The sequence below is a fragment of the Rhodococcus sp. GXMU-t2271 genome (genome assembly GCF_041414735.1).
GTDB lineage: Bacteria > Actinomycetota > Actinomycetes > Mycobacteriales > Mycobacteriaceae > Rhodococcus > Rhodococcus indonesiensis.
The window spans coordinates 60,728-85,760 of record NZ_JAUIZP010000029.1 but is presented as its reverse complement, the minus strand read 5'-3'; the positions used below and the strand labels follow the sequence as shown (position 1 = coordinate 85,760).

At 72.4% G+C, this 25,033-nt stretch carries 22 protein-coding genes and 1 pseudogene; 3 read left to right on the top strand and 20 right to left on the bottom strand.

Translation table 11 applies throughout. The annotated features are described in order from the left end of the window. Window positions 1-11: 11 nt before the first annotated feature. Both QYS60_RS11545 and fmt read right to left on the bottom strand, forming a co-directional pair. Window positions 12-1,457, bottom strand: a complete 1,446-nt coding sequence (locus QYS60_RS11545) for an RsmB/NOP family class I SAM-dependent RNA methyltransferase (RefSeq protein WP_054375289.1) — start codon at window positions 1,455-1,457, stop codon at window positions 12-14. Beyond that, entirely contained in the window at window positions 1,454-2,377 is a 924-nt protein-coding gene (gene fmt / locus QYS60_RS11540) for a methionyl-tRNA formyltransferase (protein WP_289380737.1), read from the bottom strand. The genes QYS60_RS11545 and fmt overlap by 4 nt, the downstream gene beginning before the upstream one ends. A gap of 226 nt (window positions 2,378-2,603) precedes the next feature. Between fmt and QYS60_RS11535 the strand changes: the two are divergent. After that, a pseudogene (locus QYS60_RS11535) lies at window positions 2,604-2,984 on the top strand (rhodanese-like domain-containing protein); the annotation flags it as partial. On the opposite strand, the gene QYS60_RS11530 reads toward QYS60_RS11535, so the two are convergent. The 18 genes from QYS60_RS11530 to QYS60_RS11445 all read right to left on the bottom strand — a co-directional run bounded on the left by QYS60_RS11530 (window position 2,884) and on the right by QYS60_RS11445 (window position 23,070). Continuing rightward, the gene (locus tag QYS60_RS11530) at window positions 2,884-4,026 is read right to left on the bottom strand and encodes a phosphatase PAP2 family protein (RefSeq protein ID WP_371383217.1); all 1,143 of its coding nucleotides are present in this window, start codon (window positions 4,024-4,026) and stop codon (window positions 2,884-2,886) included. The pseudogene QYS60_RS11535 and the gene QYS60_RS11530 overlap by 101 nt on opposite strands. Window positions 4,027-4,124: 98 nt before the next feature. Then, complete coding sequence (locus QYS60_RS11525; RefSeq protein WP_371383216.1) at window positions 4,125-5,111, bottom strand: esterase/lipase family protein; 987 nt, start codon at window positions 5,109-5,111, stop codon at window positions 4,125-4,127. 180 nt (window positions 5,112-5,291) lie between these two features. Next, entirely contained in the window at window positions 5,292-7,310 is a 2,019-nt protein-coding gene (locus QYS60_RS11520) for a primosomal protein N' (RefSeq protein ID WP_371383215.1), read from the bottom strand. 21 nt (window positions 7,311-7,331) lie between these two features. Further along, complete coding sequence (gene metK, locus QYS60_RS11515; protein WP_003935404.1) at window positions 7,332-8,546, bottom strand: methionine adenosyltransferase; 1,215 nt, start codon at window positions 8,544-8,546, stop codon at window positions 7,332-7,334. A gap of 193 nt (window positions 8,547-8,739) precedes the next feature. Then, on the bottom strand, window positions 8,740-10,023 hold the full coding sequence (coaBC, locus tag QYS60_RS11510; RefSeq protein ID WP_289380740.1) for a bifunctional phosphopantothenoylcysteine decarboxylase/phosphopantothenate--cysteine ligase CoaBC: 1,284 nt from the start codon (window positions 10,021-10,023) through the stop codon (window positions 8,740-8,742). Further along, entirely contained in the window at window positions 10,020-10,322 is a 303-nt protein-coding gene (gene rpoZ / locus QYS60_RS11505) for a DNA-directed RNA polymerase subunit omega (RefSeq protein ID WP_003935406.1), read from the bottom strand. Before rpoZ ends, coaBC begins: the two co-directional genes overlap by 4 nt. Beyond that, a complete protein-coding gene (gene gmk, locus QYS60_RS11500; protein WP_289380749.1) occupies window positions 10,319-10,966 on the bottom strand; it encodes a guanylate kinase in 648 nt (215 codons plus the stop codon). Before gmk ends, rpoZ begins: the two co-directional genes overlap by 4 nt. 67 nt (window positions 10,967-11,033) lie before the next feature. Next, window positions 11,034-11,354 (bottom strand): integration host factor, actinobacterial type, encoded by a 321-nt coding sequence (gene mihF, locus QYS60_RS11495; RefSeq protein ID WP_003935409.1) that lies wholly within the window; start codon window positions 11,352-11,354, stop codon window positions 11,034-11,036. 400 nt (window positions 11,355-11,754) lie between these two features. Beyond that, window positions 11,755-12,579 carry an orotidine-5'-phosphate decarboxylase gene (gene pyrF / locus QYS60_RS11490; RefSeq protein ID WP_371383214.1) on the bottom strand — a complete coding sequence of 275 codons (825 nt, stop codon included), beginning with the start codon at window positions 12,577-12,579 and terminating at the stop codon, window positions 11,755-11,757. After that, on the bottom strand, window positions 12,576-15,986 hold the full coding sequence (gene carB / locus QYS60_RS11485) for a carbamoyl-phosphate synthase large subunit (RefSeq protein ID WP_371383213.1): 3,411 nt from the start codon (window positions 15,984-15,986) through the stop codon (window positions 12,576-12,578). Before carB ends, pyrF begins: the two co-directional genes overlap by 4 nt. Then, window positions 15,987-17,150, bottom strand: a complete 1,164-nt coding sequence (gene carA, locus QYS60_RS11480; protein ID WP_003935413.1) for a glutamine-hydrolyzing carbamoyl-phosphate synthase small subunit — start codon at window positions 17,148-17,150, stop codon at window positions 15,987-15,989. A 96-nt stretch (window positions 17,151-17,246) separates the two neighbouring features. After that, entirely contained in the window at window positions 17,247-17,753 is a 507-nt protein-coding gene (locus tag QYS60_RS11475; RefSeq protein WP_003935414.1) for a hypothetical protein, read from the bottom strand. Continuing rightward, on the bottom strand, window positions 17,753-19,072 hold the full coding sequence (locus QYS60_RS11470; RefSeq protein ID WP_371383304.1) for a dihydroorotase: 1,320 nt from the start codon (window positions 19,070-19,072) through the stop codon (window positions 17,753-17,755). Before QYS60_RS11470 ends, QYS60_RS11475 begins: the two co-directional genes overlap by 1 nt. Window positions 19,073-19,137: 65 nt before the next feature. Then, a complete protein-coding gene (locus QYS60_RS11465) occupies window positions 19,138-20,082 on the bottom strand; it encodes an aspartate carbamoyltransferase catalytic subunit (RefSeq protein ID WP_003935416.1) in 945 nt (314 codons plus the stop codon). Beyond that, window positions 20,079-20,678 carry a bifunctional pyr operon transcriptional regulator/uracil phosphoribosyltransferase PyrR gene (gene pyrR, locus QYS60_RS11460; RefSeq protein WP_010595132.1) on the bottom strand — a complete coding sequence of 200 codons (600 nt, stop codon included), beginning with the start codon at window positions 20,676-20,678 and terminating at the stop codon, window positions 20,079-20,081. Before pyrR ends, QYS60_RS11465 begins: the two co-directional genes overlap by 4 nt. A gap of 191 nt (window positions 20,679-20,869) precedes the next feature. Continuing rightward, window positions 20,870-21,379 carry a transcription antitermination factor NusB gene (gene nusB / locus QYS60_RS11455; protein WP_003935418.1) on the bottom strand — a complete coding sequence of 170 codons (510 nt, stop codon included), beginning with the start codon at window positions 21,377-21,379 and terminating at the stop codon, window positions 20,870-20,872. Then, window positions 21,380-21,943, bottom strand: coding sequence for an elongation factor P (efp, locus tag QYS60_RS11450; RefSeq protein ID WP_040271344.1), 564 nt, complete (start codon window positions 21,941-21,943; stop codon window positions 21,380-21,382). Window positions 21,944-21,978: 35 nt separating this feature from the next. Then, window positions 21,979-23,070 carry a M24 family metallopeptidase gene (locus tag QYS60_RS11445; RefSeq protein WP_371383212.1) on the bottom strand — a complete coding sequence of 364 codons (1,092 nt, stop codon included), beginning with the start codon at window positions 23,068-23,070 and terminating at the stop codon, window positions 21,979-21,981. A gap of 101 nt (window positions 23,071-23,171) precedes the next feature. On the opposite strand from QYS60_RS11445, the gene QYS60_RS11440 reads away from it, so the two are divergent. Together QYS60_RS11440 and QYS60_RS11435 are read left to right on the top strand one after the other, a co-directional pair. Further along, on the top strand, window positions 23,172-23,732 hold the full coding sequence (locus QYS60_RS11440) for a B-4DMT family transporter (RefSeq protein ID WP_054372761.1): 561 nt from the start codon (window positions 23,172-23,174) through the stop codon (window positions 23,730-23,732). A 78-nt stretch (window positions 23,733-23,810) separates the two neighbouring features. Further along, the gene (locus tag QYS60_RS11435; protein WP_289380745.1) at window positions 23,811-25,031 is read left to right on the top strand and encodes a patatin-like phospholipase family protein; all 1,221 of its coding nucleotides are present in this window, start codon (window positions 23,811-23,813) and stop codon (window positions 25,029-25,031) included. Window positions 25,032-25,033: the final 2 nt, after the last annotated feature.

Sequence of the window (25,033 nt, the reverse complement as noted above, 5' to 3'; positions counted from 1 at the left end):
GACCTCGCCGATCAGCTCGCCGGGGCGCGCAGCGCGGCCATGAACATCGCGTCGGTGCCGTGCCGGTGCGGCCACAGCTGCACGGCCGGACCGTCGCCGAGACGCGGCACGCCGGGCACGAGCTCACGCGTGTCGAGCTGCTCGACGTTGTGCCGCCGGACGGCGTCGGCGACGACGGCGAGGGTCTCGGAGGTGTGCGGCGAGCACGTCGCGTACAGCACCACCCCGCCCGGCCGCAGCAGCCCGATCGCCGAGGCGAGGAGCTGCTTCTGCAACCGCACCAGCTCGGCGACGTCACCGGGGTTGCGGCGCCACCGTGATTCGGGCCGGCGACGCAGGGCGCCGAGCCCGGTGCACGGCGCGTCGACCAGGATGCGGTCGTAGCCGGGCTCCAGGCCGGGCTCGCGGCCGTCGGCGACGTGCACCGTGACCGGGAGTCCGCGGGTGGACTTGCGGATCAGTTCGGCGCGGTGCTCGACCGGTTCGACGGCGTCGACGGTGCCGCCGTCGATGTCCGCGAGCGCGCCGAGCAGCGCGGCCTTGCCGCCGGGACCGGCACACAGGTCCAGCCACCGGCCCCGATCGGGTCCGCCCAGCGGGGCGAGGGTGAGCGCCCGCGCCACCAGCTGGCTGCCCTCGTCCTGCACCGCGGCCATGCCCTCGCGCACGGCGTCGAGCTTGCCGGGATCACCGCCGGCGTCGAGGTGCACGGCGTAGGGCGACCAGGGTCCGATCTCGCCACCGGTGGCCAGCGCGAGTTCCTCCGCGGTGATCACCCCCGGCCGGGCCACCAGGTGCACCACCGGCCGGGCGTCGTCCGCCGCGAGCACGTCCTCGAGCTCCCCGGCGTCCGGGCCGAGCGCGACCGCGAAGGCCTTCGCGATCCACTCCGGATGCGCATACCGGAAGGCCAGGTGTCCCACCGGGTCGCGAGCCGGGTCGGGGGCGAGCTCGGCGACCCATTGTTCCTCGGGCTTCTCCGCGACGCGGCGCAGCACCGCATTGACGAATCCGGACTTGCCGTGGCCGAATTCGCCGCGGACGATGTCGACGCTCGTCGCGACGGCCGCGTGCGGGGCGATGCGGGTCCGCAGCAGCTGGTAGGTGCCCAACCGCAGGGTGTCCAGCAGCGCCCCGTCGATCTCGGTGACGGGCCGGTTGGCGCACGCGGCGATCACGGCGTCGAGCAGGCCCTGGGCGCGGGCGGCGCCGTAGGTCAGCTCGGTGGCCAGGGCGGCGTCGCGCCCGTCGAGTCGCCGCTCGCGCAGCAGCGCCGGCAGCACCAGGTTGGCGTAGGCGTCGCGCTCCCGGACCGCGCGCAGCACGTCCCGGGCCGCGAGCCGCGCCGGGTCGAGGCCGGCCTCGGCGGGCGACGGCCGGCGGGCCTGCCGGGGCTTGTTGTTGCGGTCGCCGGGCCCGCGGCGGGAGCGGCGGGCAGGGCGGCGGGACTCGGTCACTGGGCGCGTACCTCCGGGTCGAGGCGGGCGCCGCGAACCCAGTCCGCGGCCGCCATCGTCTTCTTACCGGGCGGCTGGACCTGCCCGAGTCGCACGGCGGTGCTGCCGGTGCCGACCAGGACACCGTCCTTGCGGGGCAGGATCTGCCCGGGCGCGAGGGTCTCGTCGGTGCCGGTCACGGGGCCGAGCTTCACGCGCAGGTCACCGATCATCGTCCAGGCGCCGGGTGCGGGCGTGACCGACCGGATGTGGCGGTCGACGAGGTGCGCGGGACGGTCCCAGCTCACCCGCGCCGACTCGACGGTGACCTTCGGGGCGTGCGAGACGCCGTCCGGGGGCTGGGGCACCGCGGTGAGCACCCCGTCCTCGAGGCCGTCGAGGGTGGATTCGAGCAGCGCGGCACCGGAGTCGGCGAGCCGGCCGAGCAGAGCTCCCGCGGTGTCGTCGGGCCGGATCGTCTCGGTGACCACCCCGTAGACCGGGCCGGTGTCCAGGCCCGCCTCGAGCCGGAACGTGCTCGCGCCGGTCACCTCGTCCCCCGCAGCGAGTGCGGCTTGGACGGGCGCGGCACCACGCCAGGCGGGCAGCAGCGAGAAGTGCAGGTTCACCCAGCCGAACTTCGGGATGTCGAGCACCGGCTGCGGGATGAGCGCGCCGTAGGCGACGACCGGGCAGCAGTCGGGGGCGAGTTCGGTCAACCGGGCGACGAAGTCGGGATCGCGGGGCCGCGCCGGGGTGAGCACCTCGATGCCGTGTTCGTCGGCGAGCCGGCCCACCGCCGACCGGACGGTGCGCCGCCCGCGGCCGGCGGTGGTGTCGGGCCGGGTCACCACCGCGACCACCTCGTGGCGCGGGGACTCGAGCAGGCGGCGCAGTGACGGTACGGCCGGTTCGGGCGTCCCGGCGAACACCAGCCGCACGTCAGCGGCCCGTCCGGGGGCGAGAGGCGAGGCACCGGCCCCGGGACGAGGACCGTGCTGGGCCGACCGAACTGTTCACGAATGCTGCTCCCGGATGTCGACGACGAAACGTGCCCTCAGTCTAGGGACCGCGCCGGCCGACGGTGACGGCCGTCCGCGAACGCGGCGGGACGGTCCCCGCCCGACGACTCGCGCGACCGCCGCGTCGCGTCGATAGGCTGAGCCGATGGCAGAGATTCGAGATCGGATGGAGCGTTCCGTCCGCACGCGATCGGCGGATCCGGCGGGCGTGCCCTGGCCGGCCGTGCAGGAGGAGGACGTGGTCCTCGTCGACACGACGTGGGGCGAGCTGCAGCCCCTGCAGTGCGCGCCCGGCGTGGTGACGGTCGGCGAGCTGGAGCTGACCGAGCTGGTGGCGAACGGTGCCCTGCTCGTCGACACCCGGGTTCCGGACTCGCGCAAGGGCAGGTCCATTCCGGGCGCGGTCAATCTGCCGCACGACCGGATCACGGAGCTGCGGGACCGGCTCGATCCGTCCCGGCTGTCGATTCTGTTCTGCAACGGTCCGCAGTGTCCGCAGTCCCCGATGGCGATCCGGGACCTGCTCGAGGCGGGGTATCCGGCGTCCGCGCTGGCGTACTACCGAGGGGGCCTGCACGACTGGGTGACGTTGGCGATGCCGCTGGAGCAGGTGGGCTGACCTGCGGGGCGCGCCGGTCGTGTCGGCGCGTCTCCCAGGCCCGGGCGGCCAGGGCGGCGAGCCCGACGTAGCCCCAGCCGAGCAGCACGTCGACCACGTAGTGTTCGCCGCCGTAGACGAGGGTGAAGGCCATGGCGAGCGGGAACGCCACCAGCAGCGCCCGCATCCAGGTGCGCCGCGCGATCGGCCACAGCGCGACGGTGACGAGCAGCGCGAACGCCGAGTGCAGCGACGGCAGCGCGGCGACCGGGTTGCCCTGGGCCTCGAGCCAGCGGGTGCCGACGTCGATCGGCACGACACCGAAACCGAATCCGGTGACCCGGCCGACTCCTTCCGGCAGGACGCCCACCTCGGAGGCGTACCACGGCGGCGCCGCGGGCACCAGGATGTAGGTGAGCAGCCCGAAGTAGGACAGGAGCAGCACCCGTCGCATGTATCCGGCCCAGCGCGACCGCGAGTACAGGTACAGCAGGGCCGCGAGCAGCCACGGTACGAGGAAGTGGCTGGTGTAGACGACCGCGGTGATCATCGTCCAGCCGGGCCGCTCGCCGTCCGCGCCGAGCAGACGCTCCTGCAGCCACACCGTCGGGATCGTGCCGCCGAACAGCCAGCTCTCGACGGCGGCCGGTTCGTGCACCCGGACGGGCAGGCCGAGTTCGTCGGCGAGGCCGCGGGTGTGGTCGTAGACGACGAGCGCCGCGACCAGGGGCAGCCAGTCGACGACGACGCGCAGGTGCCCGCGCCACGGCCGGTCGATCGCGAAGGCGATCAGTCCGGCGACGATCCAGGCGGCCTGGTACAGGCGGTCGGCGGGGATGCCGTGGGTGACGACGGTCCCGATCAGCGCAGCGAGATACCCGCACCGCGCGGCCACCCGGGCGTACTGCCGCGGCGGCACGAGCTGCGGCGCCCGCAGCGCCGCGCGACCGGGAAGGAACGGGGTGTTCACCGCTACCTCCCTCCCGCGTGACCGGCCCGGACGACCGGGCACGCACCGCCTGCATACCCATGATCGGGGCACCGGGACGCTCCCGGGGGTGGATCGGGTCAGGAGTTGCTCTCGATGATCAATTCGGGGATGCCCGTGCCGAGCGGCACCGGGACGCATTCGCCGAGGGCATACCGTTCGGGGTCGAGGGCGTGCCGGATCACGGTGAGCGAGAACGGGTCGTACACCATGTTGAAGTGGCCGGTCTGGTCCTGGGGGCACAGGTCCTGGATGGTCAGGTTGACCGCCCCGGGCCCGCGCAGCGCGACGTTGGTGGCCGGCTGGATGACCTCGTCGACGCGGGATCCGATGGTGGTGTACCGGACGCCGGGAACGGTGTCGACGGGGGTGTTGAGTTCGGTGAGCAGTTCCGAGCCCTGCAGTTGCTGGACGAGGGCCACCGAGAGGAAGGCCTCGGCCGCGCCGGTGGCACCGGGCGCGGCGGCAGCCGCGGTACCCAGTCCGTAGAAGGTGCCGCCGTAGCTGGGTGAGGCCACACCCACCCAGCGTTCCACGACGGCCGAGCCGCCCAGCCGGTTGACGTAGTACCGCGCGACGGTCGCACCCTGCGAGTAGCCGACCAGGTCGACCTCGCCGGCACCGGTGCCGGCACGGACCCGCTCGACGAACGCGCCCAGCTGCGCGGCGCTGACCCGGATGTCGCCGGTGCCGTATTCGTCGGCGCCGTCGGCCTTGCCGTAGTCGAGGGCGAACACGCACCAGCCGGCCTCGGCGAGCATCGGTGCGACCGCAGCCCAGTCCGAGTAGGAGTTGGAGTCGGTGCCGTGGGCGAGCACCACCGGTCGTGGATGGTCCGGGGACGGTACGCACCCGAAGTCGTTCGATCGCGCCGGCGCCGTTCCGGGATGTTCCTCGGCGTAGCCGGCGGCCTGGGCGTGGGTGGTGGCCACCGGTCCGGGGGCGACGGGCACGGACGCCGACGAGCCCGGCGCGGGTGCGGCGGTGACGGTCGCGGCGCCGGTGACGGCCGCGACGGCCGCCGCGATACCGGCCAGCGCGCCGGCAATCCTGCGTGCCCCGTTCACGGCCCCTCCCTCCGGCTCGCCCGCAGCCGGGCTCCGTCACCAGGATCGACCCCCACCCCTGTGACCTATCGTGACACAGTTGCGCCCCGCCGGCATGCCATCTTTCCGCAGGTGACGGGAGGGTTTTGCCTGCCCTGCCCCCGGGGTGTCCCTCCGCGCGGACCCGGGGGCCGGGGGGCGTCACCCGACGCGCAGCGGATCGATCTGCACCCGCAACGCTCCCTCGGCGCGGCGGGCGCTGCGCGCTGCCTGCGCCTCGCGCAGGGCGCGGCCGAGCGCGAGACCCCGGCCGCGCGGCACCCGGATCACCATGCGCTGCACCTCGTCGGGCTCGGGGTCGTCGGCCCCGAACGGCGGCCGCTCCCCCGGCGGCAACGGCACCGGTCCGAGTACCTCCGCCTCCGGTGGGAGCGTCGCGGCCGCGAGCAGGTCGGCGACCGCGGCCGCGGTGCCGTCGACCGCGGCCATGTGCACCGCGGGCGGGAAGCCGACCTCGGCGCGTTCGGCGAGCTGGGACTGCGCGTGCCCGATCGGGTCCCAGCGCACCAGTGCCTGCACGGTGGGGATGCCGGCGTCGGCGACCACGACGACCTGGCCGCCGTCGGCGAAGGGCCGCACCAGCGACGACGCGGTGAGCCAGCGACGCATCGTTTCCTCGGCGGCCCGCAGGTCGGCGCGGCCGAGCAGGGCCCACCCGTCGAGCAGCAGGGCCGCGCCGTACCCCCCGGCGGTGACGGGTTCGGCGCCCACTGTGGCCACGACGAGCGCGGGTCCGGCCGGGGCGGTGGCCTTGACCTCCGTCCCACCGGAGGTGACCACCGGGACACCGGGGAACGCGCGACCGAGTTCCTCGGCGGTCCGCCCGGCGCCGACGACGACGGCGCGCAGGGCGCGGGCACCGCACGCGTGGCAGCGGTGGGTGGCGTCGGCGATGCCGCACCAGCGGCAGGCGGGGGTCGCGGTGCCGTCCGGCCCGGCGGCCTGCGGCAACGCGAGCGGGCCGTTGCAGTGCCGGCAGCGGGCCGGGGTCCGGCATTTGGCGCACGCGAGCGCGGGCACGTAGCCGCGGCGGGGCACCTGCACGAGCACCCCGCGGTCGGCGCCGAGGGCGGCACGGGCGGCGGCGAAGGCGATGGCCGGCAGCCGGGCGGCACGCGCGGCGGGGTCGCGGGCCAGGGCCTGGTCGCTGTCGGCGAGGGCGGTGATCTTGGGGGCGCGGGCGCGGACGACGTCGCGGGGGGCGGCGAGGTCGTGGGCCCACCCGGTGTCGACGAGGGCCTGGGTCTCGGCGGTGCGGGCGTGCCCGGCCAGGACGACGGCGGCGCCGGTGGCGTGCGCCCGCAGCAGCGCCACCTCTCGGGCGTGCGGGTACGGCGCGCGGGGCTCGGAGTGCAGGTCGTCGCCGTCGTCCCACACCACGAGCAGGCCGAGGGCGGGGGTGGGAGCGAACACGGCGGCCCGGGTGCCGACGACGATGCGGGCGGTTCCGCGCAACGCCGCGAGCCAGCGCCGGTAGCGCACGGCCGGACCGAGCCCGGCGGCGAGCCCGACGACGCAGTCGGCGCCGGCGAGGTCGGTGCAGGCCGTCACGACGCGGTCGAGGTCGCGCTGGTCGGGCACCACGAGCACCGCGGCGTGGCCGGTGGCGGCGACCGACGCCGCGAGTTCGGCCAAACGACGCGGCCAGTCCTCGCCGGGCAGGGCCTGCCAGGCCGCGCGGGGGGCGCGGCCGGCGGCGAGGGCGTCGAGGAAGTTCTCGCCGTGCCGGTATCGGGACCAGGCGGTGCGGTCGATCTCCGGTGCCGTGGGGGGCGGGGCGGGTGGCGGGTCCTCCGCCTCGACCCGGGCGTGCCGCGGTGGCACGGCGAGGCGCAGCACGTCGGCTCGGGTGCCGGCGTAGCGGGCGGCGACGGCGTCGGCGAGCGCGGCGATCTCCGGGGTCAGCACGACCTCGGGTGAGACGACCCGGTCGAGCCAGCCGAGCCGGCCGGTGTGCTCGCTGGTCGCCGCGCGGGACAGCAGGAAGCCGTCGACGAGCCTGCCGGCGAACCGGACGCGCACCCGCACGCCCGGCCGCGCCTCGGCATCGAACTCCCGCGGGATCAGATAGTCGAACTCGCGGTCGAGGTGGGGCAGCGGCAGCAGCGGCAGGATCCGCGCCACCGGATCCGTCTCGGCCGCGGTCCTGTCGGTGGCCACCCGGACCGTCGAGGGTCCGGGTTACAGACCGGCGGCGGCGCGCAGCTTCTCGGCCCGGTCGGTGTTCTCCCACGGCAGGTCGATGTCGGTGCGGCCGAAGTGCCCGTACGCGGCGGTCTGCGCGTAGATCGGCCGCAGCAGGTCCAGGTCCCGGATGATCGCACCCGGTCGCAGGTCGAACACCTCGGTGATCGCCTGCTGGATCCGCGCCGGGTCGGTCTTCTCGGTGCCGAACGTCTCGACGAACAGCCCCACCGGGGCGGCCTTGCCGATGGCGTAGGCCACCTGTACCTCGAGCCGGCCGGCCAGCCCCGCCGCCACGGCGGTCTTGGCGACCCAGCGCATCGCGTACGCGGCCGAGCGGTCCACCTTCGACGGGTCCTTGCCCGAGAACGCGCCACCGCCGTGCCGGGCCATGCCGCCGTAGGTGTCGACGATGATCTTGCGGCCGGTCAGGCCTGCATCCCCCATCGGACCGCCGAGGACGAACGACCCGGACGGGTTCACCAGCAACCGCAGGCCGGTGGTGTCGAGGCCTGCCAGGCTCGGGTCCGCCAGTACCGCCTCGACGACGTGGGTGCGCAGATCCGGGGTGAGCAGGTTGTTCAGGTCGATGTCCGCCGCGTGCTGGGTGGAGATCACCACCGTGTCCAACCGGACCGGGCGGTCGCCGTCGTACTCGATGGTGACCTGGGTCTTGCCGTCCGGCCGCAAGTACGGCAGCACCCCGGTCTTGCGGACCTCGGTGAGCCGGCGCGAGAGCCGGTGCGCCAGCGCGATCGGCAGCGGCATCAGTTCCGGGGTGTCCGAGCAGGCGTAGCCGAACATCAGGCCCTGGTCACCGGCGCCTTGACGGGCCACCTCGTCGTCGGTGAGCACCCCGGTGCGGGCCTCGTGCGAGACGTCGACGCCGCCGGCGATCTCCGGGGACTGCGCACCGATGGCGATGTTGACCCCGCAGGAGTTGCCGTCGAAACCCTTCGAGGAGGAGTCGTAGCCGATCTCGAGGACCCGGTCCCGCACAATCTTCGGGATGTCCGCGTAGGCCGAGGTGGTGACCTCCCCGACCACGTGCACCTGCCCGGTGGTCACCAGGGTCTCGACCGCGACGCGGGCGCGGGGGTCTTCGGTGAGCAGCGCGTCGAGGACGGAGTCGCTGATCGCGTCACAGATCTTGTCCGGGTGTCCCTCCGTCACGGACTCACTGGTGAAAAGCCGACCGCCGGTCTTGCTCACGGAACTCCCTCTCGACTGGTTGTGTCTAGCTCGAACGGACGAACTGATGTCAACGATATGGGCGACGCTACTGTTCCGGTCGCGCCGACGCGAGACTTTCGCTCACGGGCGCGCCGCCCCCCGGGTCACGGGCGTACCGCCCCCCGGGTCACGGGCGTACCGCCCCGAGGTCACGGGCGCGCCGCCCCCGAGGTCACGACCGGTTCTGCGCCAGCAGCGGACCCAGCGCGTCGAGGACGCGGCTGGCCATCAGCGCCTTGGAGCCGTGCGCGAGGGCGGTCTCGGAACCGTCCGCCGCCAGCAGCCACCCGTCGTTGTGGTCGACCTCGAACGCCTTCCCCTCGCCGACGGCGTTGACGACCAGCAGATCGCAGCCCTTGCGGGCCAGTTTGGCGCGGGCGTGGGTGAGGACGTCGCCCTCGGCGTCACCGGTCTCGGCGGCGAAGCCGACGATGACGGTGCTCGCCGGCAGCGTGCCCTCGGTGCGGGCGGCGACCAGCCCGGCGAGAATGTCCTCGTTCTTGGTCAGCGCGATCGCCTCCGGCTCGCCCGCACCCTTCTTGATCTTGCTGGTGGCGAAGGTGCTGGGCCGGAAGTCGGCGACGGCGGCGGACATGACGACGGCGTCCGCACCGGCGGCGTGCTTGGTGACCGCGGCCTGCATCTGGGCGGCGGTCTGGACCCGCACGACCTCCACCGCGGCGGGATCGGCCAGGCCGGCCACCGCTCCCGCGACGAGGGTGACGTCGGCGCCGCGCTGGGCGGCGAGCCGGGCGAGGGCATAGCCCTGCTTGCCGGAGCTGCGGTTGCCGAGGAACCGCACCGGGTCCAGTGGTTCGCGGGTGCCGCCGGCGGAGACGACGATGCGCCGCCCGGTCAGATCCCGCGGCAACGCGTCCGGTCGTTCGAGCAGCAGCGACGCCAGTCCGAAGATCTCCTCGGGCTCGGGGAGCCGGCCGGCGCCGGTGTCATGCCCGGTGAGCCGGCCGGAGGCCGGCTCGACGACGACGGCGCCGCGGCGGCGGAGCGTGGCGACGTTGTCCACCGTCGCCGGGTGCTCCCACATCTCGGTGTGCATCGCAGGCGCGAACACGACCGGGCACCGCGCGGTGAGCAGTGTGGCGGTGAGCAGGTCGTCGGCGCGGCCGTGGGCGGCGCGGGCCATCAGGTCGGCGGTGGCGGGGGCGACGACCACCAGGTCGGCCTCCTGCCCGAGCCGCACGTGCGGAACCTGCGGCACGTCGGCGAAGACGCCGGTGTGCACTGGGTTGCCGGACAAGGCCTCGAAGGTGGCCCGGCCGACGAACTCGAGCGCCGAATCCGTCGGGATGACCCGTACGTGGTGTCCACTTTCGGTGAACGCCCGGATCAGCGCGCAGGCCTTGTAGGCGGCGATGCCGCCGCCGACGCCGACGACGATGCGGCGGCGCTGCCCGAATTCCGAATGGTCCGCGGTGCCCGCGGCGCGCTGACTCACTCGCCTTCGGCGTGCTCGAGCAGGTCTGCGTGGATCTCCCGCAGCGCGATCGACAGCGGCTTCTCCTGCAGGCCGGGCTCGACGAGCGGGCCGACGTACTCGAGGATGCCGTCGCCGAGCTGGTTGTAGTAGTCGTTGATCTGCCGGGCACGCTTGGCCGCGTAGATCACCAGGGCGTACTTCGAGGAGGTGCGCTCGAGCAGCTCGTCGATGGGCGGGTTGGTGATGCCCAGCGGGGTGTCGTAGGCCGGCAGGTCGTGGCCGGCGGTGTCGGACACGGCTGCTTGGGTGCTGCTCACTCGGTGTTCTCCTGTGTCGTTCCGGAGCTCTGGTGGGGCTCGGGATTCGGGGTCGAGGCGGGGAATGTCGTGATCGGCTGCGGACGGTCGGAGGGATCGTCGCGGGGGCCGACCAACAAGGATACCAATTCGTCGCAGGCGCGGTCGACGTCCTCGTTGACGATCACGGTGTCGAACTCCTCGCGGGCGTCGAGTTCGGTCCGGGCGGTCTCTAGCCGGCGACGGACCACCTCGTCCGATTCGGTGCCGCGGCCGGTGAGGCGGGCGACCAGCACATCCCAGCTCGGCGGCGCCAGGAAGGCCAGCACGGCCTCCGGCATGGCGGCGCGGACGGAGCGGGCCCCGGTCAGATCCACTTCGACGAGCACGGGCCGTCCCGAGGCGAGCGCGTCCCGCACGGGACCGGCGGGGGTGCCCGAGCGTTGCAGCCCGCCGTGGATCTCCGCCCACTCGAGCAGGTCCCCGGACTCGATCATCCGATCGAACTCGTCGCGGCTGACGAAGTGGTAGTCCACCCCGTTCACCTCGCCGGGCCGGGGAGCGCGGGTGGTGGCCGACACGCTGAACAGCAGGTCGGGCACCCGGCTGCGGAGCCGGCGGACGACGGTCGACTTCCCGACGGCGGAGGGGCCGGCCAGCACCACCAGCCGGCCCCTCCGCGTCGTGGAACCGCTGTCCGACACGGTGTGTGCGTCAGCTACCACCGGTCGCTCAGGCGTCGAAGTCGAACCTGGCGAGCAGCGCCTTGCGCTGACGGTCACCCAGACCGCGCAGGCGGCGCGTCGGGGCGATCTCGAGTTCGGTCATGATCTCCTGCGCCTTGACCTTGCCGACCTTCGGCAGGGCCTCGAGCAGGGCGGACACCTTCATCTTGCCGAGGATCTCGTCGTTCTCGGCATCGGCCAGGACCTGCTTGAGGTCGGTGCCGCCGCGCTTCAGGCGGTCCTTGAGCTCAGCCCGGGCGCGACGGGCAGCAGCCGCCTTCTCCAGAGCAGCGGCGCGCTGCTCGTCGGTCAGCTGGGGAAGGGCCACGGTTCCTCCGTCTCATCGTTGGCAATCAGTCTCATCCGCCGGTTAACCAGCGGCGATAGCGACCGTACTCACGCCGGACGACGATTGCGAACCCACCCCCCGGCGTTTCGGCTCGAAAACACGTGCGGTAGTGCGCCCCCAGCGTGACCCACGGGCCGGTCCGGCCCGGGGGCACGGGCACCGCCCACCACCTCGACGATCACGACATAGCCGCTGGTAGCGGCGTTATGGGCGGCTGTTCGGGCCGGGGCGGGTGCCGCCCCGCGCCCCGGCGCCGACGGCGGGCCGTCGCCGCCGGAAACGGCCCGGAAAAATTTCCGCGCACGAGCGTGTCGGGGGCCTCCCACCTGCACCGGAACGGACATCCGGCCCGGAGCCCGGGCCGGATGTCCGGGCCGCGTCAGGCCCGCAGGAAGGCGAACGAGTCCACGGTGCGGGACACGGCGTGGCGCAGCGCCGCGGCCGTCGGGCCGGCCCGCAACACCTCGCGGGAGACGTTGGGCACGACGGCGTCGAGGCGTTCGCCCGCCAGCCGGCGCACGTCCTCGGCGGTGCCGCCCTGGGCGCCCACACCGGGCATCAGGATCGGGCCGTGCAGCGCGCTCAGGTCCGGCGCGCGGGTGAGGGTCGCGCCCACGACGACGCCGACCGAGCCGAGGGTGTCGGCACCGGCGTTGCGGGCCGCGGCCTCGTCGACCATCACCTGTGCGACGCTGCGCCCGTCGGCGGTGCGCGCCTGCTGCACCTGGGCACCCTCGGGGTTGGAGGTGGCGGCGAGGACGAACACCCCGCGCCCGTCGACGGCGAGGCGCAGCGCGGGCTCGAGTGCGCCGAACCCCAGGTACGGCGAGACGGTGACCGCGTCGGAGCCCAGCGGGGACGCGTCGGTCAGCCACGTGCGGGCGTAGGCGTCCATCGTCGAGCCGATGTCCCCGCGTTTGGCGTCCGCGAGGACGAGCGTGCCGGCGCCGCGCAGGGCCGTCACGGTGCGCTCGAGCACCGCGATGCCCGCGGCACCGAACGCCTCGAAGAACGCGACCTGCGGCTTGACGAGGGCTACGTGCCCGGCGAAGGCGTCGACGCACGTCCCGGCGAACCGCTCGAGCCCCGCGACGTCGACCGTGAGGCCCCACGCGGCGAGCAGTTCCGGGTGCGGGTCGATGCCCACGCACAGCGGCCCGCGCTCGGCGAGGGCCGCGTGCAGCCGCTGCCCGAACGTCGTCACGACGCCGTGTCCGCGAGTCCGTCGCGCAGACCGCCGACGCCGCCGGACGCCGGCACCGCGTCGCCGTCGAGACTGCCCTGGTCCTCCCGGATCCCGGCGTGCATCTCCTGCAGCGAGCGCACGCCGATGTCGCCGCGGATGGCGGCCTCGATGCCCTGAACGGCCGCGGAGGCACCCTGCACCGTCGTGATGCACGGGATGTTGGCGGCGACGGCGGCGGTGCGGATCTCGTAGCCGTCGATGCGCGGTCCGGAGTTGCCCCAGGGGGTGTTGATCACCATGTCGACCTCACCGGCGCGGATCTTCTCGACGATGGTGTGGGCCCCCTCGGGCCGTTCCTCCTCCGACACCTTGTACACGTGCTCGCACGGGATACCGTTGCGGCGCAGCACCTCCGCGGTGCCGATGGTGGCGAGCACCCGGAAGCCGAGGTCGGCGAGCCGCTTGACGGGGAAGATCAGCGACCGCTTGTCCTTGTTGGCGACCGAGACGAACACCGAACCGGAGGTGGGCAACGACCCGTAGGCGGCGGTCTGGCTCTTGGCGAACGCGGTGCCGAAGTCGTCGTCGATGCCCATGACCTCGCCGGTGGACTTCATCTCCGGACTGAGCAGCGAGTCGATGCCGGTGCCGTCGGCGCGGCGGAACCGGTTGAACGGCAGCACCGCCTCCTTCACCGCGACCGGAGCGTCGACCGGGGCGTGCCCGCCGTCGCCGTGGGCGGGCAGGATGCCCTCGGCGCGCAGGTCGGCGATGCTCTCACCCATCATGACCCGCGCGCAGGCCTTGGCGAGTTGCACCGCGGTGGCCTTCGAGACGAACGGCACGGTGCGGGAGGCGCGCGGGTTGGCCTCGAGCACGTAGAGGATGTCGTCCTTGAGGGCGTACTGCACGTTGAGCAGACCCTTGACGCCGATGCCGCGCGCGAGGGCCTCGGTGGAGCGGCGCACGTTCTCGAGGTCGGACCGGCCGAGGGTGATCGGCGGCAGCGCACACGACGAGTCACCGGAGTGGATGCCGGCCTCCTCGATGTGCTCCATGATGCCGCCGATGTAGACGTCGGTGCCGTCGCACAGGGCGTCGACGTCGATCTCGACGGCGTCGTCGAGGAAGCGGTCGACCAGCACGGGCCGGTCCTCGGAGATCTCGGTGGCGCGGGAGATGTAGCTCTCGAGCGCCTTCTCGTCGTAGACGATCTCCATGCCGCGCCCGCCGAGGACGTAGGACGGCCGGACGAGCACCGGATAGCCGATGCCGGCGGCGATGTCGCGGGCGCCCTCGAAGGTGGTGGCGGTGCCGAACTTCGGGGCGGGCAGACCCGCCTCGGTGAGCACCCGGCCGAACTCGCCGCGGTCCTCGGCCAGGTCGATGGCCTCGGGGCTGGTGCCGACGATCGGCACCCCGGCGGCCTTCAACCGTCGCGCGAGCCCGAGCGGGGTCTGGCCGCCGAGCTGGACGATGACCCCGGCGACGGTGCCGGACTGCGACTCGGCCCGGTACACCTCGAAGACGTCCTCGAAGGTGAGGGGCTCGAAGTAGAGACGGTCGGCGGTGTCGTAGTCGGTCGAGACCGTCTCGGGGTTGCAGTTGACCATGACGGTCTCGTAGCCGGCCTGCGACAGAGTCAGGGCGGCGTGCACGCACGAGTAGTCGAACTCGATGCCCTGGCCGATGCGGTTGGGGCCCGAGCCGAGGATGAGCACCTTCGGCCGCTCACGCTGCTCGGCGACCTCGGTCTCGGCGTCCGGGTCGAGTTCGTACGTCGAGTAGTGGTACGGGGTCTTGGCCTCGAACTCGGCGGCGCAGGTGTCGACGGTCTTGTACACCGGGTGCACGCCGAGCTGCTCGCGCAGGGCCCGCACCGCGTCCTCGTCGCCGAGCTCGGGGCGCAGCGCCGCGATCTGCCGGTCGGAGAAACCGTGGTGCTTGGAAAAGCGCAGTTCCCGCTCACCGAACGTCTCGGCGGCGCGCACCTTCTCCCCCAGCTCGACGATCTGCTGGATCTGGTCGAGGAACCACGGGTCGATCTTGGTGGCGTCGAACAGCTGCTCGACGGTGGCGCCGAGCTCGAAGGCCTTGGCGATGCCGTAGAAGCGGCCGTCGTGCGGGACCTCGAGCTCCCCGAGCAGGGTGCCGAGATCGGCCGCCTCGACCTCGGGGCCGGTCCAGAACCCGGAACGCTTGGTTTCGAGCGACCGCAGGACCTTGCCGAATGCCTCGGTGAAGTTGCGGCCGATGGACATGGCCTCACCGACCGACTTCATGGTGGTGGTCAGGGTGCCGTCGGCGCCGGGGAACTTCTCGAACGCGAAGCGCGGCGCCTTGACGACGACGTAGTCGAGCGTCGGCTCGAAGCAGGCCGGCGTCTCCTTGGTGATGTCGTTGACGATCTCGTCGAGGGTATAGCCGATGGCGAGCTTGGCGGCCATCTTCGCGATCGGGTAGCCGGTGGCCTTCGAGGCCAGCGCGGACGAACGCGACACCCGCGGGTTCATCTCGATCACCACGAGACGACCGTCGCGCGGGTCCATCGCGAACTGGATGTTGCAGCCGCCGGTGTCGACACCGACCTCGCGCAGGATCGCGATCGACAGGTCGCGCATCTTCTGGTACTCGCGGTCGGTCAGGGTCATGGCGGGGGCGACGGTGACCGAGTCGCCGGTGTGCACGCCCACCGGGTCGACGTTCTCGATGGAGCAGACGATCACGACGTTGTCGCGGCCGTCACGCATGAGCTCGAGCTCGTACTCCTTCCAGCCGAGGATGGACTCCTCGATGAGCACGTTCGCGGTGGGCGAGGCGGCGAGGCCGCCGCCGGCGATGCGTTCTAGGTCGGCCTCGTCGTAGGCCATGCCGGAGCCGAGGCCGCCCATGGTGAACGACGGGCGCACCACTACGGGGTAGCCGAGTTCGGTGACGGTCTCACGCACCTCGTCCATCGTGTAGCAGACCCGCGAGCGCGCGGATTCGCCGCCGCACTTGGCGACGATGTCCTTGAACTTCTGCCGGTCCTCGCCGCGCTGGATGGCGTCGAAGTCTGCGCCGATCAGTTCGACGTCGTACTTGGTGAGGATGCCCTGCTCGTGCAGGGCGACGGCGGTGTTGAGCGCGGTCTGCCCGCCGAGGGTTGCGAGCACCGCGTCGATCGGGGTGCCCTTGGCCTGCTCGGCGGCGATGACCTTCTCGACGAACTCGGCGGTGATGGGCTCGACGTAGGTGGAGTCGGCGAACTCCGGGTCGGTCATGATCGTGGCCGGGTTGGAGTTGACGAGGGAGACCCGCAGGCCTTCCTCGCGCAGCACCCGGCACGCCTGGGTGCCGGAGTAGTCGAATTCGCAGGCCTGCCCGATGACGATCGGGCCGGAGCCGATGACGAGGATGTGGGAGAGGTCGGTACGGCGTGGCATTTAGTTCTTCTCTCCCTCGAGCATGCTGGTGAACCGATCGAACAGGTAGGAGGCGTCGTGCGGGCCGGCCGCCGCCTCGGGGTGGTACTGCACGGAGAAGGCGGACCCGTCGAGCAGGCGCACGCCCTCGACGGCGCCGTCGTTGGCGCAGGTGTGGCTGATCACGGCCCGGCCGAACGGGGTGTCGAACTCCTGGCCGGCTTCGCCCTCGAGCGCGAAGCCGTGGTTCTGGGCGGTGATCGCGATCCGCCCGGTCTCGTGTTCGATGACCGGGATGTTGATGCCGCGGTGCCCGAACTTCATCTTGTAGGTGCCCAGACCGAGCGCGCGGCCGAGGATCTGGTTGCCGAAGCAGATGCCGAACAGCGGCAGTCCCTGCCCGAGGACTTCCTTGGTCAGGTGCACCGCGCCGTCCGCGGTGGCCGGGTCGCCGGGGCCGTTCGAGAGGAAGACTCCGTCGGCTTTCAGGTCCAGGATGTCGTGCAGCGTCGCGGTGGAGGGCAGCACGTGCACGCGCATGCCGCGCTCGGCGAACATCCGCGGGGTGTTGGTCTTGATGCCGAGGTCGATCGCGGCGACGGTGAAGCGGGCCTCGCCGTCGGGCTCGACGACGTAGCCGCTCGTGGTGGTGACCTCGCCGGCGAGGTCGGCGCCGAGCATCGACGGCTGGCTCCGGACCCGGTCGAGCAGCTCGGCGTCGCCGGCGAGGGCGTCGCCGGAGAAGACGCCCGCCCGCATCGAGCCGCGGGTGCGCAGGTGCCGCACCAGGGCGCGGGTGTCGATCCCGGCGATACCGACGATGTTCTGCCGCTCGAGTTCGTCCTGCAGGGATCCGGCCGCGCGCCAGCTCGAGGTGCGGCGCGACGGGTCGCGCACGACGTAGCCGGCGACCCAGATCCTCGCGGCGGCGGGGTCACCGGTGGGGCCGACGGACTCGTTGTCCTCGGCGTTCCACCCGGTGTTGCCGATCTGCGGGGCCGTGGAGACCACGATCTGCCGGTGGTAGCTCGGGTCGGTGAGGGTCTCCTGGTAGCCGGTCATGCCGGTGCTGAACACCGCCTCGCCGAGGGTCTGTCCCACCGCACCGAAGACGGTGCCGCGGAACGTGCGACCGTCCTCGAGCACCAGGATCGCGGTGTCCGTGTCGAAGTTGTTGCCGCTCATGCGTTCTCTCCGTTCTGCTCGACCTCACCGGAGCTCGCCGCATCAGCCGAAATCTCGCGTGCCGTCGTCGCTGTACCAGCCGTCCAGGCTGTCGTCCTAGCTTTCACTGTCCCGGTGATTCTCGTTCGTCTCCTGCACCCACTGGGGGTAGATGGTCTTGTCGTCGCCGCGGAATCCGGTGTCGATCTCGGTGCCGGACGGCAGCTGCCAGCGGATCACCAGCACCCCGTCCTTGGTCATCACCTTTCCCGCGAGGCCGCGTTCGGTGCGCACCGCCCGGATGGAGTCCTGCGGGATCCAGATCGGCGAGGCGCCGTCGCGCTCGAGCAGCACCCCGGCGCGGTAGCGGCTGATCTCGCCGGCCGCGCGGTGGCCCAGGTCGCCGACGGCGATCCGGTCCTGCCAGCTCGGCGCGAGGGTACTGCCCACGTACAGGCCGGTGCTCGGGGCCACCAGCTGCTCCCCCAGCTCGGCCGGCACCGGCGGGAGGGCACCGACGGCGTCGGCCTGGCGGCGGCCGCGGCCGCGCCAGCCCTTCCACATCAGCAGGACCAGCACCACCCACAGGGCGACGAAGCCGAGTGTGAGCCACAGGCGGTCCATCACCGCACCCCGCTTCCGGTGCCGGGCCGGACCGCGCCGTCGAGTGCGGTGATCCGGCCGCGCAGCACGGTCGCAACGACCTTGCCGGGCAGCGTCATCGCCTCGTACGGCGTGTTGTGCGCGACCGACGCCAGTTCCGGTCCGCGCACCGTCCATTCGGCGTCGGGGTCGACGAGCACCACGTTGGCGGGCTCCCCCACCTCGAGCGGGCGCCCCTGGTCGTCGAGGCCGACGATCTGGGCGGGCCGTTCGCTCATGACCTTCGCGACGCCGCGCCAGTCCAGCAACCCGGGACGGACCATCGTCTCGACGACGATCGACAGGGCCGTCTCGAGCCCGAGCATGCCGGGCCGAGCCTGGGAGAACTCGCAGCACTTGTCCTGCTCGGCGTGCGGGGCGTGGTCGGTGGCGACGCAGTCGAGCACGCCCTCGGCCAGTCCGCGGCGCAGCGACTCGACGTCGGAACGTTCGCGCAGCGGCGGGTTGACCCGGTTGACGCCGTCGTAGGTCTCGAGCCGGGAATCGTCCAGCAGCAGATGGTGCGGGGTGACCTCGGCGGTGATCGGGATCCCTTGCGCCTTGGCCCATTTCACCAGTTCGACGGTCCCGGCGGTGGAGGCGTGGCAGATGTGCACGCGGGCGCCGGCGTCCCGGGCGAGCAGGGCGTCGCGCGCGACGATGGACTCCTCGGCCGCGCGCGGCCAGCCGGCCAGTCCGAGGCGCGCCGCGGTGGGGCCCTCGTGCGCGACGGCCCCGGCGGTCAGCCGCGGTTCCTCGGCGTGCTGGGCGATGAGGACCCCGAGCGAACTCGAGTACTCCAGCGCCCGCCGCATGATCAGCGGGTCGTGGACGCAGTGCCCGTCGTCGGAGAACATCCGGACACGGCCGACACCGGCGGCCATGGTGCCCATCTCGGCGAGTTGCGTGCCGGCCAGCCCGACGGTGACGGCACCCACGGGGTGCACGTCGACGAGGCCGACCTCCTGCCCGCGCCGCCACACGTGGTCGGTGACGACGACGGAGTCCGCGACGGGGTCGGTGTTGGCCATCGCGAACACCGCGGTGTAACCGCCGAGCGCCGCGGCCGCGGATCCGGTGTCGATGGTCTCGGTGTCCTCACGGCCGGGCTCGCGCAGATGCGTGTGCAGGTCGACGAAGCCGGGCAGCAGGATCCGTCCCGCGCCGTCGATCACCTCGGCGTCGGGGCTCGCCTCGAGGTCGGTGCCGAGGGCGAGGATCTGTTCGTCGCCGAGCAGCACGTCGGTCGGCGCACCCTCCCCGTAGACGAGCACGTTGCGGATGAGCACCTGCGGCGACACCGAATCTTCTCCTGTCCCACTGTTCTTCGTCTTCTGCGCGGACGTCCGGTCCGCGTACGCTTCGGTCATGCGATCGCGCTCTCCGTGCCGACGAGCAGCCGGAACAGCACGGCCATGCGCACGTGCACGCCGTTGCTCACCTGCTGCAGCACCGCGGTCTGCGGGGCGTCGGCGACCGCCGAGGCGATCTCCATGCCGCGCAGCATCGGGCCGGGGTGCAGCACCACGGCGTGCTCGGCGAGCATCGCCAGCCGTTTCTCCGACAGCCCGTAGCCGATCGAATACTCGCGCGCCGAGGGGAAGAAACCACCGTTCATGCGTTCGGCCTGCACCCGCAGCATGAGCACCGCGTCGAGGCCGGGCAGTTCGGCGTCGAGGGAATGCGAGACGGTGACCGGCCAGGTCTCCACACCCACCGGCAGCAACGTGCGCGGCGCGACGAGCACCACCTCGGCACCGAGCGTGGACAGCAGCAGGGCGTTGGAGCGCGCGACCCGGCTGTGCAGGATGTCGCCCACGATCGCGATGCGCCGGCCGGCGATCGAGCCGAGCCGCTGCCGGAGGGTGAGCGCGTCGAGCAGGGCCTGCGTGGGGTGTTCGTGGGTGCCGTCGCCGGCGTTGATCACCGCCGGTCCCCCGCCGTTGCCGTCGCCGGTCCATTCGGCGATCCGGTGCGCGGCGCCCGACGCGGGGTGCCGCACGATCAGGGCATCGGCTCCGGCGGCGTGCAGGGTCAGCGCGGTGTCGCGCAGCGACTCGCCTTTGGCGACCGACGAACTCGACGCGCTGACGTTGATGACGTCGGCGCTCATCCACTTGCCGGCGACCTCGAACGAGACCCGGGTGCGGGTGGAGTTCTCGAAGAACACCGTCATCACGGTGCGGCCGCGCAGGGTCGGCAGCTTGCGCACCTCCCGGCCGAGCAGCGCCTGCTCGAACCGTTCGGCCTCGTCGAGAAGCTCGGTCGCGGACTCCTCGGTCAGGTCCGCGATGGAGAGCAGGTGCTTCACGAAATCTTGCCTCCGGAGATCACCACGGCGTCGCGGTCGTCCTGCTCGGTGAGCAGGACCCGCACGTCCTCGGCGCGGGCGGTGGGGACATTCTTGCCGACGTAGTCGGCGCGCAGCGGCAGTTCGCGGTGCCCGCGGTCGACCAGGACGGCAAGCTGCACGGCGCGGGGCCGGCCCAGGTCGCGCAGGGCGTCGAGGGCGGCGCGCACCGAGCGACCGGAGAACAGGACGTCGTCGACGAGGACGACGAGGGCGTCCTCGACGCCGCCTTCGGGCACCGACGTGCGCTCGAGCGGGCGGTGCGGCTTGGTGCGCAGGTCGTCGCGGTAGAGGGTGATGTCCAGGGAGCCGACGGGCACGCGCACCCCGGAGAACTCGGCGATGCGTTCGGCGAGCCGGTGCGCGAGGGTGGTGCCGCGGGTGGGAATGCCGACGAGGACGACGCGAGGGGCTTCACCCGCGGGGGCGTCGAGCGCGGTCTTCTCGATGATCTGGTGCGCGATGCGGGCGACGGTGCGGCCGACGTCGGCTGCGGAGAGCAATTCGCGGGCCGGACCGGGCGGGGATGCCGGTGACCCGTCTTCGGACATGGCCATACTGCGACCTCCTTCTCCGCCTCGCTGGACGGATCGTTAAAGGATGCCTGACGGTGCACCAGCCTAGCAGCGGCCGGTGCCCGCCCGGCACGGATGAGGGGTGAGGCCCGACACACGCCGGGGTCCCCGAAGCGGCGCGCGGGCCCGGCCGGCGACGGATGTCGCCGGCCGGGCCCGCTCACGCTGCGTCGTCAGGGCCGCTCGGGCTCCCGCTGCTCGGCCGCGTCGGCGGCGCGCGAGGAGGTGGCTGCCGCGGCGGCACGCACCTGGTCGGCGAGCGCCACGATCTGGCCGAGGATGCCGTTGACGAACGCCGGCGAATCGTCGGTGGACAGCTGCTTGGCCAGCTCGACCGCCTCGTCGACGGCCACCACCGGCGGCACGTCGGGGGCGTGGAACAGCTCCCATACCGAGATGCGCAGGATCGCCCGGTCCACGGCGGGCAGCCGCTCGAGCGTCCAGTCGTGCAGGTGCTCGGCGATCACCTGGTCGAGCTCGTCGAGTCGCTCCGACACGCCGCGCACGACGGTCTGCGTGTACGGCGGCACCTGCGCGACCTGGTCGTCGGTGACGGCGAGCGCGACCCGGTCGGCGGCGAGACCGACCGGATCGATGTCGCGGGCCTCGGCCTCGAACAGCAGATCCACGGCGCGCTTACGCGCCTTGTGCCGGGCTCCGAGTTTCTTCTGCGTACCGGACACTCAGGAATTCACTCGCCCGAGGTAGCTGCCGTCACGGGAATCGACCTTGAGCTTGTCGCCGGTGTTGATGAACAGGGGCACCTGGATCTCGGCGCCGGTCTCGAGGGTCGCGGGCTTGGTGCCGCCGGTCGAGCGGTCGCCCTGCAGGCCGGGATCGGTGTGGGTGACCTCGAGTTCGACGGTGACCGGCAGTTCGACGAACAGCGGGGTGCCCTCATGGGTGGCCACCTGCACCTGCATGTTCTCGAGGAGGAACCGGGCGCCGCCGCCCAGGGTCTCCTCACTGATGGAGATCTGGTCGTAGGTCTCGCCGTCCATGAAGACGTAATCGGAGCCGTCGTGGTACAGGTACGTCATGTCGCGACGGTCGACGGTGGCCGTCTCGACCTTCACACCGGCGTTCCAGGTCTTGTCGACGGTCTTGCCGGAGAGCACGTTCTTGATCTTCGTGCGGACGAACGCCGGCCCCTTGCCGGGCTTGACGTGCTGGAACTCGATGATCTGCCACAGCTGACCGTCGATCTTCAGCACGAGCCCGTTCTTGAAATCGCTGGTATCGGCCACTTGGTTTCGCGTCTCCTAGAGTCGAGGTACCGCCCTTATACGACGGTCAATGTCTTGTCGGTGAGTGTGAGCAGCTCCGGTCCCTGCTCACGCACCACGAGCGTGTCCTCGATCCGCACGCCTCCGCGCCCGGAGAAGTACACGCCCGGTTCGACGGTCACCGCCGCACCGCAGGCAAGTGTACCGGTCGCGGCCTGGCCGATTCCGGGTGCTTCGTGGATCTCCAGACCGACGCCGTGGCCGAGTCCGTGCAGGAACAGCTCACCGTGTCCGGCGGCGGCGATCACGTCGCGGGACGCGGCGTCCACCGCAGCCAGGTCGATGCCCGGTACGAGCGCCGCCCGCCCGGCCGCCTGGGCGCGCGCGACCAGGTCGTACACGTCGCGCTGCCAGTCGGCGGCCCGCCCGAGGACGTACGTGCGGGTCATGTCGGAGTGGTATCCGCCGACCTGTGCACCGAAATCGAGCTTGACGAAGTCTCCGGCGGCGAGCACGGCGTCGGTGGGCCGGTGGTGCGGCACGGCCGAGTTCGCCCCGGTCGCGACGATCGTCTCGAAGGAGATGCCGTCGGCCCCGTGGTCGAGCATGCGGGCTTCGAGATCGCGACCGACCTGCCGTTCGGTGCGGCCCGGGCGCAGACCGCCGGCGGCGACGAGGTCCGCCAGTGCCCGGTCGGCGACGGCGCACGCCGCCGTCAGCAGTCCGACCTCGTGTTCGTCCTTGACCATGCGCAACTGCTCGACCAGCCCGGGCGCGGGGGTGAGGGTGAGCGGGCTGTCCAGCCCCGCCCAGCGGACGTGCGTGTCGACGGTGACGACATGGCTCTCGAAGCCCCACCGGGCCGGCGTCGCCGCGGAACGGACCAGGTGATCGGCACTGGCGCGGGCGATCTGGGCCCGCAGATCGGGAACCTGAGCGGCGACCTGGGTGAGGTAGCGGCCGTCGGTGCACACGACGGTGCGGGACTCGTCGACGTCGTCGGTGGTGACGAGCAGCGCGGCGTTCGAACCGGTGAATCCGGTGAGGTAGCGAATGTTGAGCAGGTCGGTCACCAGGAGCGCATCGAGGTCCCGGTCGGCGAGCAACCGGCGCAGCGCGGCGCGGCGGGCGGAGTGATCGGCGGGCATGGGGTCAACGTACTCCCGCGCCGACCGCCGGGACCGCCGTCGCCGGTGACGAATGTGGGGCGGGACACATCTCCGCCGATCCAGACGTTACTCTGAGGAACATGAAACCCTGGTTGCTTCGCGGGCTCGGCCTGACCCTCGTGCACGTGCTGGTACGGGTCCTGCTGGGGGCCGCCCTGGTGCAATGGCCGCTGCAAGGCTCGATGCTGCGGATGGTGGCGTTGGCCGTCGTCGTGCTCGCCGCGATCGTGTGGGCCGGGCTCGACGGGATCCGCGATCAGCGGGCGCACCCGCAGTCGGAGGACGGTGCGGACCTGACGATGCTGTGGCTGAAGGCCGCGGCGGTCACCGGTCTCCTCGCCGGCCTGCTGACGTGGCTGATCGACACGGTCAGCCCGATCCAGGTCGGGGTCAAGTCGCTGTTCTTCGAACTGACCTCGGGCGCGGCGTTCACCGTGCTTCTGGTGTTCGTCCCCGCGACGGCGGCGGTGATGCTCGGGCGGCTACTGGTACGCCGGGACCAGCGCAAGTCTGCGGCGCCGGGAAAGCCGGACGACAGGCAGGCACCGGTCCCAGCGTCCGCGGCCCCGGATCGGGAGTGGCGTGACGACGACGCACCAACCGAGGTGTTCGAGCGGATCGATCCGGACCGCCGCCCCTGACGCCTGCCCGCCGGCCGCGGTCCGCAGCGGTGACGGAATCGGGTCCGCGGCCCGGAGCGGGCAGGTACCGTTCGGCCCATGGCCGGACGCGGGACGAGCGGCACCCACGGACGCCGGCGGTCGGCGCTGGTCGTGGCGGGCGCGGGCGCGCGCGGCGCGTATCAGGCCGGGGCGATCACCACACTGCTACCACGAATGACCGCGCACAACGGCCCGCCCGAGCTTCTCGTCGGCACCAGCGCCGGCGCGATCAACGTGGTGGGACTCGCCGCCTTCGCCGACGAGGGGTTCCCCGCGGCTTCGGAGCGGCTGGTGGACCTGTGGACCGGTGTGGACTCGTCCGACGTGTACTCGACGGTGCACAGCATTCTGGGAACGGGCGCCGCCTTCGTCGGGCAGGCCCTGGGCTTCCCGCTCACTCGTCTGGTCAGCCTGCTGGACACGAGCCCGATCCGGCACACGCTGCAGCGTCTCCTCCCGTGGGACCGGCTGCACGAGAACATCCGTGCCGGACTCGTGGATGCGGTCGCCGTGGCCACGACGTCCGTCGATTCGGGCGGCACGGTGGTGTTCGTCGAGAAGAACGACTCGGTGCGGCTGCCCGAGTACGACCTCCGCCGCAACATCAGCTACGTCGAGACCACCTTGACCGTCGACCACCTGCTGGCGTCCTCCGCGGTGCCGATCCTGTTCCGGCCCGTCCACATCACCGACCCGTGCGCGCCGCAGCGCACCGGGTGGTACATCGACGGCGGACTGCTCCTCAACACCCCCATCAAGCCCGCGCTTCTGCTCGGCGCGGGGCACGTCGGGGTGGTGGCGACTCAGCCGCGGGTCTGGCCGCCCCCGGTGGTGCCCCGCCCGAACCGGCACCGGCGGCCCGCCCCGGACGTCGCGGGCGTCGCGGCCCTCGCATTGCGAGCCATGCTCGGCTACCGGATGATCGAGGATCTGCATCAGCTCGAATTCCGCAACGCGCGGATCGCGGAGACCCGGGCGGTGGCGCCCACCGACCGCCCGATCGGCATCGACTTCGCCGGCCCGCCGCTGGAGGATGCGGGACGGATCGCCGAGATCGCCCACGCCGTGGTGCGCAACCAGTCCCTCGTGCGCCAGTTCGTGCGCAATCCCGCGCCGTCCGTCGTCGCACGATTGATCGGGGGCGACGAAGAGGATCGCGGCGACCTGCTCAGCTTCCTGCTGTTCGACCCCGAATTCACGCGCGCGATCGCGGAACTGGGCCGCGAACACGGCGCCGAACCGAGCTCCGCACAGGCTGCCGCCGCGCTCCGGGCCTGACC

Excerpts from the sequence above, each read along its gene's own strand:
- carB (WP_371383213.1), bottom strand. The coding sequence starts at position 15,986 with ATGCCACGCCGTACCGACCTCTCCCACATCCTCGTCATCGGCTCCGGC.
- carA (WP_003935413.1), bottom strand. The coding sequence starts at position 17,150 with ATGAGCGGCAACAACTTCGACACGGACACCGCGATCCTGGTGCTCGAG.
- QYS60_RS11475 (WP_003935414.1), bottom strand. The coding sequence starts at position 17,753 with ATGGACCGCCTGTGGCTCACACTCGGCTTCGTCGCCCTGTGGGTGGTG.
- pyrR (WP_010595132.1), bottom strand. The coding sequence starts at position 20,678 with ATGGCCATGTCCGAAGACGGGTCACCGGCATCCCCGCCCGGTCCGGCC.
- QYS60_RS11445 (WP_371383212.1), bottom strand. The coding sequence starts at position 23,070 with ATGCCCGCCGATCACTCCGCCCGCCGCGCCGCGCTGCGCCGGTTGCTC.
- QYS60_RS11440 (WP_054372761.1), top strand. The coding sequence starts at position 23,172 with ATGAAACCCTGGTTGCTTCGCGGGCTCGGCCTGACCCTCGTGCACGTG.
- QYS60_RS11435 (WP_289380745.1), top strand. The coding sequence starts at position 23,811 with ATGGCCGGACGCGGGACGAGCGGCACCCACGGACGCCGGCGGTCGGCG.